The organism is Pseudomonas migulae NBRC 103157 (assembly GCF_002091715.1).
Classification (GTDB): Bacteria; Pseudomonadota; Gammaproteobacteria; order Pseudomonadales; family Pseudomonadaceae; genus Aquipseudomonas; species Aquipseudomonas migulae_A.
On the sequence record NZ_BDAG01000080.1, the window covers coordinates 1 to 8,668 of the forward strand.

The 8,668-nt window shown below is 59.8% G+C and carries 7 protein-coding genes and 1 pseudogene; 3 read left to right on the forward strand and 5 right to left on the reverse strand.

What is annotated here, in order from left to right; all coding sequences use genetic code 11:
- Positions 1–286 precede the first annotated feature (286 nt).
- Together PMI01S_RS30425 and PMI01S_RS30430 are read right to left on the reverse strand one after the other, a co-directional pair.
- Complete coding sequence (locus PMI01S_RS30425) at positions 287–697, reverse strand: cupin domain-containing protein (RefSeq protein ID WP_084323866.1); 411 nt, start codon at positions 695–697, stop codon at positions 287–289.
- Between the two features lie 70 nt (positions 698–767).
- Positions 768–1,529, reverse strand: a complete 762-nt coding sequence (locus PMI01S_RS30430; RefSeq protein WP_084323867.1) for an SDR family oxidoreductase — start codon at positions 1,527–1,529, stop codon at positions 768–770.
- Positions 1,530–1,790: 261 nt separating this feature from the next.
- Between PMI01S_RS30430 and PMI01S_RS30435 the strand changes: the two genes are divergently transcribed.
- A complete protein-coding gene (locus tag PMI01S_RS30435; protein WP_084323873.1) occupies positions 1,791–3,389 on the forward strand; it encodes a winged helix-turn-helix domain-containing tetratricopeptide repeat protein in 1,599 nt (532 codons plus the stop codon).
- Between the two features lie 118 nt (positions 3,390–3,507).
- Here PMI01S_RS30435 and PMI01S_RS30440 read toward each other — a convergent pair whose 3' ends face one another.
- Positions 3,508–3,963 (reverse strand): hypothetical protein, encoded by a 456-nt coding sequence (locus PMI01S_RS30440; RefSeq protein WP_084323868.1) that lies wholly within the window; start codon positions 3,961–3,963, stop codon positions 3,508–3,510.
- 320 nt (positions 3,964–4,283) lie between these two features.
- Here PMI01S_RS30440 and PMI01S_RS30445 point away from each other — a divergent pair, with 320 nt between their 5' ends.
- A complete protein-coding gene (locus PMI01S_RS30445; RefSeq protein WP_084323869.1) occupies positions 4,284–4,793 on the forward strand; it encodes a YkgB family protein in 510 nt (169 codons plus the stop codon).
- Positions 4,794–4,853: 60 nt separating this feature from the next.
- Here PMI01S_RS30445 and PMI01S_RS30450 read toward each other — a convergent pair whose 3' ends face one another.
- Both PMI01S_RS30450 and PMI01S_RS30455 read right to left on the reverse strand, forming a co-directional pair.
- Entirely contained in the window at positions 4,854–5,696 is an 843-nt protein-coding gene (locus PMI01S_RS30450) for a helix-turn-helix transcriptional regulator (RefSeq protein WP_084323870.1), read from the reverse strand.
- Between the two features lie 702 nt (positions 5,697–6,398).
- Positions 6,399–8,075, reverse strand: a complete 1,677-nt coding sequence (locus PMI01S_RS30455; protein ID WP_084323871.1) for an MFS transporter — start codon at positions 8,073–8,075, stop codon at positions 6,399–6,401.
- A gap of 448 nt (positions 8,076–8,523) precedes the next feature.
- Here PMI01S_RS30455 and PMI01S_RS32195 point away from each other — a divergent pair.
- Positions 8,524–8,668 (forward strand): annotated as a pseudogene (locus PMI01S_RS32195) (phage infection protein); the annotation flags it as partial.

Here is an 8,668-nt window from a genome sequence, read left to right on the forward strand (position 1 = left end):
TGACCGCCTGATCGAAAACCGCGTTGCCGAAGGTGGTTCCGACCGCCTGATCGAAAGCCGCGCTGTTTGAATGAATGGCTCTACCGCAGTACTTAACGAGAAGCCCGGCCTGATCAGCCGGGCTTTTTCTTGCTCAAAATAATGGCCCCTCCGGCAGCCAGGACCAGGACGACGGCGACGCACAGTTAACGGCCGGTCATTTTTTTCTTGCCTCGGCGCTTCACGGCGACAGGGATTTCGGCGCTTGCGCCGGCGGCAATGGCCTGCCGCCCGCTGTCTGTTCGATTCACTTCCCGATGGGCGTGACGAGCACTTTTTCATTGGAATCGAGGACGAACACGGCCAGCAGGCGTGCCGGTTGGGTATCGCTGGCGTTGGCGCTGACTTCATGCACGGAACCCGGCTCCTCAACGAAGTTTTCGCCTACGTTGTAGATCTTTTCCGGCTCGCCTTTGATTTTGATGCGAAACGAGCCCTCCAGGACCGTTGCATAAATGAAGGCCGTTTTCGGATGGGTGTGAGATGGCGACGCGGCGCCCGGCCCATACTCGACGAGCACGCCCCTCATGCTCTTGCCAGGGATGTTCGGAATGGGACGGTCGAACACCATCGTCACCTTGCCTGCGGGTTTGTCGGCGGCCGACGCGGTCATCGAGAGCGCTGCGAAAGCAGCGGCCAGAAGCAATCGGGAAAACATGGCGAATCTCCTTGTGGGTCTGTTTGATGAGGGCGCGACGGCGTCGGGTCAGCGCCTTGTCGATTTAGCCTCAGCGCCCCGTTTGGGTTGTCGACCGAGCGAGCCAGTCTTCGAAACGGATAGCGCCAAGGCGCGCGTTCTTGCCGGCGGTCAGCGATTGATCGTCGAGCGCGGCGCCGAAGTAGCGCGCGTTGACGTCCGGCTCGACCTTACGGTTGTTCTGGGTTACTCGCAGAAAGCGTCTGGCCAGTTCGTCGAGGGGTATGGCTTCAGGACCTGCGACTTCGACCGTGCCATTGACCGGCGCCGCCAGTACGACATTGGCCAGCGCCGCCACTACATCGTCGGACGCTACCGGCTGGATCAGCGCGGGCGAAACGCGAAACTCCTCACCGACGGCGAACGACTGGACAATGCCGTCGACAAACTCGAAGAACTGCGTAGCCCGCAGGATGGTGTAAGGAATGCCGGACGCCTTGATAAGGTTTTCCTGCGCGACCTTGGCCCGGAAGTAACCGGAATCGGGCAGCCGCTCGCTGCCAACAATCGACAGCGCCACATGATGACGAACCCCGGCAGCCGCTTCGGCGGCCAGCAGGTTACGGCTCGACGTTTCAAAAAAATCGAGCACGGCCTGGTCCTCCCACGACGGCGCGTTTGCCACGTCGACGACCACATCAGTGCCATCCATCGCTGCGGCCAGGCCCTCGCGGGTGATGCTGTTGATGCCCGTACTGGGGGCAGCTGCGAGCACGTCATGGCCGCGCTCGCGGAGGTTGTTCACAAGTTTCGATCCAATGAGGCCGGTGCCTCCGATGACGACGATCTTCATGGGCTCTCTCCGCTTCAGCTTCTTGACGGCAACCATTGCTGTCGATGTGGAACCAGAGTGCCCGCGCGCGCAAGGGAAGTCCTTGCACCGGTCTTGGATTTGCCTTGGGTCAGCCTTGGTTTTTCGTCCAAGGAAACCCGCGTTTGAATGTCATCCCTGCTCGACGGTGCAGCCGGTTTCGCGCTGCCGTATTATCGACTTCTCGCACTACTCACCCGCTCGGACCCGGAGTCGAGGGCGCTCTCCCAGGGGATATTCAACTTGCCATTCGTGTTTGAAGACTATGTGCTCGATCAAGAGCGCCGGGAACTCACCTTGCGCGGGCACGTCGTGCCCATCGGGCCACAGGTCTTCGATTTGTTGCTGCAGCTCATCAGCCACCGCGATCGCGTCGTCAGCAAGGATGACCTGCTCAAGGCGGTGTGGAGCGGCCGGGTCGTGTCGGAATCGACGATTACCAGCCACATCAATGCGGTGCGCAAGGCCATCGGCGATACCGGCGAGGAACAGCGCCTGGTTCGCACGGTCGCTCGCAAGGGTTACCGCTTCATTGGCGAGGTCGAAGATGACGAAACCGCAGAGGCAAAACAGCCTGACGCACAGGGTATCGGCGCATATATGCCCGCCAACCAGGCTGAATCTGCCCCCTATCCCCTCACGCTTCCGGACAACCCCTCGATCACCGTCCTGCCCTTCCAGAACCTGAGCGGCGATCCGGAACAGGATTATTTCGCCGACGGCGTGGTTGAGGACATCATCGCCGCCCTGTCGCGTATCCGTTGGCTGTTCGTGATCGCGCGCAATTCGAGCTTCACGTACAAAGGCCGGGCGGTGGACGTCAAAGGCATCAGCCAGGAACTCGGCGTGCGCTACGTGCTGGAAGGCAGTGTGCGCAGGTCCGGTGACAAGGTACGCATTACCGGGCAACTGATTGATGCGACGACCGGCACGCACCTCTGGGCGGAGCGCTTCGAAGGCACGCTCCACGACATTTTCGAGTTGCAGGATCAGATCGCTGAAAGCGTCGTCGGCGCTATCGCGCCGCAACTCGAGCGGGCGGAAATCGAGCGGGCCAAGCGCAAGCCGACGGAAAGCCTGTGCGCCTACGACTATTACCTGCGCGGAATGGCGAAACTGCACAGCGGCACTCGGGAAGCCATCGAGGAGGCGCTGCCATTGTTCTACAAGGCCATCGAACTCGACACGGAGTTTGCGTCGGCTTACGGCATGGCGGCGTGGTGTCATTTCTGGCGCAAGTTGAATGGCTGGATGACGGATCCACCTCAAGAGATCGCCGAAGGCGCACGGCTTGCGCGCCTGGCCATGACGCTCGGGCGGGACGACGCGGTGGCGTTGACGCGAAGCGGGCATGCGCTGGCCCATCTCACCGGCGATGTCGATGGCGGCATTGCCCTGCTCGACAGGGCACGTCTGCTCAATCCCAACCTCGCTCCCGCCTGGTACCTGGGCGGTGTTTTGCGTGCATTGCGCGGTGAAACAGACGCTGCCATCGAGTTTTTGACCCATGCGGTTCGCCTGAGCCCGCTGGACCCGGAGATGTTCAGGATGCAGGTGGGCATGGCGCTCGCGCACTTCTTTGCCGGGCGCTACGACTGTGCGACGGACTGGGCGGAGAAGGCATTGCGTAACCTTCCCACCCTGTTGCCCCCGGTCGCGCTGCTGGCGGCCAGTCATGCGCTGAGGGGACAAACGGATAATGCGAAACAGGCAATGCAGCGCTTGCGAGAGCTGGACCCTGCATTGCGTGTTTCCAATTTGAAAGAATGGCTGCCTATTCAGCGGCCAGAGGATCTTGCTCGTTTTGCGCAGGGGCTGCGGATGGCCGGGTTGCCTGAGTGAGTGTGGTGCGGGTCACTTAAGTCGAGTGTTTGAGCGATTGGGCGTATATCCGTTACCGCAGAAACGGAGATGTACACCATTCCCAAGTCCAATTCCGCCGCAGGCTAAAAAACGCGGCTCAGTTATTGCGCAACAGCACGTACGCCTCACCACCATTACGGTCATGCTGAAGAATGAAGTTTGCGCCCTGGAGGCTAACCTTCGACGGCACACGATCCGCCACCGCTGTCTGCGAATAAGGCTGCACAGCGCTCAACAATTGTCGGGGCAGGCTGTTGTCGGACTGGCTCGGGGTCGTGACGACACACTCTTTCGCAGACAACTGCACCGCAAGGTTTTTGTCAGCCGTGAAGCCGATACGGGTAAAGCCCATATCCTGCAGATCGTCGATACCGTAACGCTTGGCTGCTTCGGCCGAACCGGCGAACGATGGCGCAGTCTTCAGGCAGATGTCGGTGAAGGCTTCAATGGCCTTGGACTTGACGGAAATCTGAGCATTTGGGGTTGATGCAGCGCAACCGGCGAGCAAGAGAAGGCTGGACAAGGCGAGCTTGCGAAACAACAAATTGGACATGGCGCGGGGATCCTTCCATTTGAATACGGCGCGCAACCATCGGGTCGCGTACCACTTGAGCAGGTGAGCCCGAATGGTAAAACAAGCCCTGCCTCCACCGCGAGAGGGTTAGCGCCGACTCGCGAGCCCAATACGGTCCATCGCAGCAACGAAAGCCACCCTACTCAATCAGGGCCGGCAACGAGTCAAGACGATCTGCATCGGACTCAATACGTTCAGAACCCAATAGCGCGGCATCAAAGGCAACACTGTCTCCACTCCCCGCGCACACCGCGTTGGGGTGTGAAAGGTACCGTCACCCCCTATTGGAAGCCTGACTCATGAAAACCTTAAGCATCGAGAACTACAAAACCAATACCGCCTCTGGAAAATCATCGCTCGGGAGCAAAACCACAGCGATTGGAACCTACGGTGCGTACTTTGCCCTCGCCGTGATCTACTTCTGGTTCGGCGGCATGAAATTCACTCACTACGAAGCACAAGGCCTGGTTCCGCTGGTGAGCAACAGCCCCTTCCTGGGCTGGGTCTACAACATTTTCAGCGTCGATACCTTCTCCAGTTTACTCGGCGTCCTGGAAGTCTCGATCGGCGCTCTTATTGCAGGTCGACTGCTGTCCCCCAAACTTTCATTGATCGGTGGCGCGTTGTCAGCCGGGCTGTTTTTCACGACGTTGAGCTTTATGTTGTCGACACCTGGAGTGATCGAACCCAGCCTTGGCTTCCCGGCCATTTCGGTTGCACCGGGCCAGTTTCTCCTGAAAGACATCGGTTTGCTTGCCGCGTCCATCTTCGTGGCCGGCCATTCTTTAACCGCGCTGGAAACCCGCTGATCCGATGAGCCTTCTCTTGGGATGGCCTGAAGCAATTCGATGTTTTCAGGCCATGCCCCATCAAGAAAGTCCGTCCCCCTCTCCCGCCAAATCTTTCAGCCAGTCCCGAGGGCTGTAGCCCGTCTTGCGCCGAAACGCGCGCGCAAGTGCCGAAGGGCTTTCATAACCGACTTCCGCTGCGATCAGCGTAATCGGCCGCCCTTCACGCAAACGCTTCTGCGCCAGGCTGATACGCCAGCTCAACAGATAGTCCGCCGGTGTCTGCCCTAACACTGACCGGAAGTGCACGGCATAGGCCGCACGCGACATGTTCGACTCACTCGCCAGTTCCGCCACCGACCAGGCACGGTCAGGTGCGTTGTGCATTTGCACCAGCGAGCGCGCCAGTCGCGAATCCGCGAGCCCGGCCATCATGCCGGTACTCAGTTGGTGATGATCGAGCAGATGTCGAAACAGCAGGATGATCAGTAATTCGAACAAACGATCCAGCGCCGCTTCCCTGCCACAATGTCCGGCTGCCGCCTCGACGAACATCCATCGCAGCGTATCGGCCAGCAGCGGCAACTCCTCCAGGGACAGCACCAGGCAATCGGGTAACGAGGCCGACAATGGGTTATCGACCCCGCCCTCAAACTCCATCGACGCACACAGGAGTTGAGCGCCATCGGGCTCACCGGCGAACAGTTGATGCCGGCTTGGGCGTGGCAGAAAAATCAGACTGGGTTGCGTCAGCAGCACGTCCTTGCGGTCGCCTCCGCGCAAAGTGACGGTACCGGCCTGCAGCAGGTGAATATGACCACGCGGGTCGGCGCCGTCATACGACGCCATACCGCACAGCCTGCCGTTGTAAAACAGGTGTGCGCGTACGCCAAACTGCGACAACAACGTAGACAAGCGATCCATGGGCATTCTCTTGGAGTGGTTTTGACTGGGTGTATATCCGTTGCTGCGGTAACGGCCGCTTAGTCTGGTGATGGCAATTTTTTGATGGTGTACATATCCATTCCTGCGGTAACGGCGGCTATTGGTTCCGCCCTTACGGCGGGTCACTTGGAGAAGCGCCAAGTAACCAAGCGCCCGCGCCCCTGACGTACGGTGGCTCGCCAGCCGACCTGGCTCTATGATCGTACGCATTCCCCCTGTAGGAGCGAGACCGGCTTGCTGGCGATGGACGTCAACGATAACGCGGGTTGTCTGAATGAACGCGTCGCCCAGACGCTTTTCGCCAGCAAGCCGGCTCCTACAGGGAATCCCATACGCTTTTGATTCCCACCACTCATCAGGCCGAGCGTTAGCTCGCCTTCAGCTTTTGATCTGAACGCCCCCTTCGAGAGGCCGAGCGCAGGTTCTGCGCAGTGGGCAACCCGGCATGGATGCCGGGTTAGCCGCCCCCGGCCATGGATGGCCGATGGCGGCGGGCCCACGGAGCAGGACCGGAGCGAGGGCATGCCGAGCCATAGCGAGGCACCGAACGAAAGGGGCAAGAGCCCTTGGTTACTTGGGGCTTTTCCAAGTGACTCGCCGTAAGGGCGAAACCAATAGCGGCCATCACCGCAGCAACGGATATGCCCCCACCCAATCCCAAAAACCTTCCCAACCCCAACCCTAGGTGTGATGAATCTCCCGATCCTTGGTTTCCGGCAAGAAGAACGTCCCAAGAATAGCCGTCATCACCGCAATCACGATCGGATACCAAAGCCCATAGTAGATATCCCCCGTGGCCGCGACCATGGCGAAGGCAACCGTCGGCAGGAAGCCGCCGAACCAGCCGTTGCCAATGTGGTACGGCAGCGACATCGAGGTGTAGCGGATGCGCGCCGGGAACAGTTCCACCAGCCAGGCAGCGATCGGGCCGTAGACCATGGTCACGTAGATCACCAGGATGGTCAGCAGTAACAACACCATCGGGTAATTGGTCTTGGCCGGGTCAGCCTTCTCGGGGTAGCCGGCGTCCTTGAGGGCGGTGCCGAGGGTGGCGGCGAAGGCGTCGTTGCGAGCCTTGAAGTCGGCGGCCGGCATGCCGGTGCCCTCGAAGCTCGGGATCACCTTATCGCCGATGCGCACTTGCGCGACGGTACCCGGTTCGGCCTTCTCGTTCTTGTAGGGGATCGCTCGTTTCGCCAGCACCGTCTTGGCGAGGTCGCAGGAACTGGTGAATCTGGCTTTACCCACCGGGTCGAACTGGAACGAGCACTGGTCTGGATCAGCAACCACCGTGACCGGATTTTTCTCCTGGGCGATGAACACGTCGGGGTTACCGTACTGGGTCAACGCATGGAAGATCGGGAAGTAAGTCACCGCCGCCAGGATACAGCCGGCCATGATGATGCCCTTGCGACCGATTCGGTCGGACAGGCTACCGAAAATCACGAAAAACGGCGTGCCGATCAACAGGGAACCGGCAATCAGCAAGTTGGCAGTCTGCGCGTCGATTTTCAGAGTCTGCAGCAGGAAGAACAGCGCGTAGAACTGCCCGGTGTACCAGACAACCGCCTGGCCAGCGGTGCCGCCGAGCAGCGCCATGATCACGATTTTCAGGTTGCCCCAGCGAACGAAGGATTCGGTCAGCGGCGCCTTGGAAGCCTTGCCCTCGGCCTTCATTTTCAGGAACACCGGCGACTCACTGAGTTGCAGACGGATGTACACCGAGATGATCAGCAACAGGATCGACAGCAGGAAGGGAATCCGCCAGCCCCAGGCCTCGAAAGCTTCAGTGCCGAGGATCGTGCGGCAAGCGAGGATCACCAGCAACGACAGAAACAGACCGAGGGTCGCCGTGGTTTGAATCCACGAGGTGAAATAACCACGCCTGCCCTTCGGTGCATGCTCGGCCACGTAGGTCGCCGCCCCGCCGTACTCACCACCCAGCGCCAGGCCTTGAAGCAGGCGCAGCGTGATCAGGATGATCGGCGCCGCCACACCAATGGTCGCGTAGCCGGGTAGAAAACCGACGATGGCGGTGGAGATACCCATAATGACAATGGTGATCAGGAAGGTGTGCTTGCGCCCGATCATGTCGCCCAGTCGGCCGAACACAATCGCGCCGAAGGGCCGCACGGCAAACCCCGCAGCGAACGCGAGCAGCGCGAAAATGAAGGACGTGGTCTCGTTGACGCCGGCGAAAAAGTGCTTGGCGATGATCGCGGCGAGGGAGCCGTAAAGGTAGAAGTCGTACCATTCGAACACGGTGCCCAGGGACGAGGCAAAGATGACCTTGCGCTCCTCCTTGGTGATCCCGTGGCTGGGCAAGTTGCCCGTGGTGGTGTTGTCGATTGCGGCCATGAGTCTTCTCCGTCTTGCTCTTGTTGTAGGCCGGAGCACCTCACTACGATCGTCGCACTCTGGCCCTGGGCTGAAGTCATCGGACTACGGATTTCATGAAGCCTGGCAACAGGCTGACCGCCTCACATCACTGCAAGGTTCCCTGAAGCATAATCACCTTCGCGCAGATATCCACTCGCCATCCGGCGTAAACCCGAACATACGCGCAGATCCCGCCATGAATCAGCGTAAAACCGGCTACGCCCCCGTCAACGGCCTGCAGATCTGTTTCGAGATTCAGGGTTTCCGCAGGGCTCACCCCTGACAGCAGCCTGCCCTCTGGCTCATGTGAAGTTTGAGGACCATTGCCCACGTCGATAGTCACCATCAATTCAATGAAGTTCTCTTAAAAAATCCGCGGCGTAACATCAGCTCCATACCAAACAACTACACCCCGGAGCACACCATCATGAAACGCCAACTCTTCCTCAGCATCGCTTTCTCGGTTTTTGCAGTTAACGCTTTTGCCGCTTCTTCTGCTCACCCGGTTGTCGCTGAGGGCGGCTCGGATCGTCTGATTGAAAGCCGTGTGGCTGAGGGTGGTTCGGATCGCC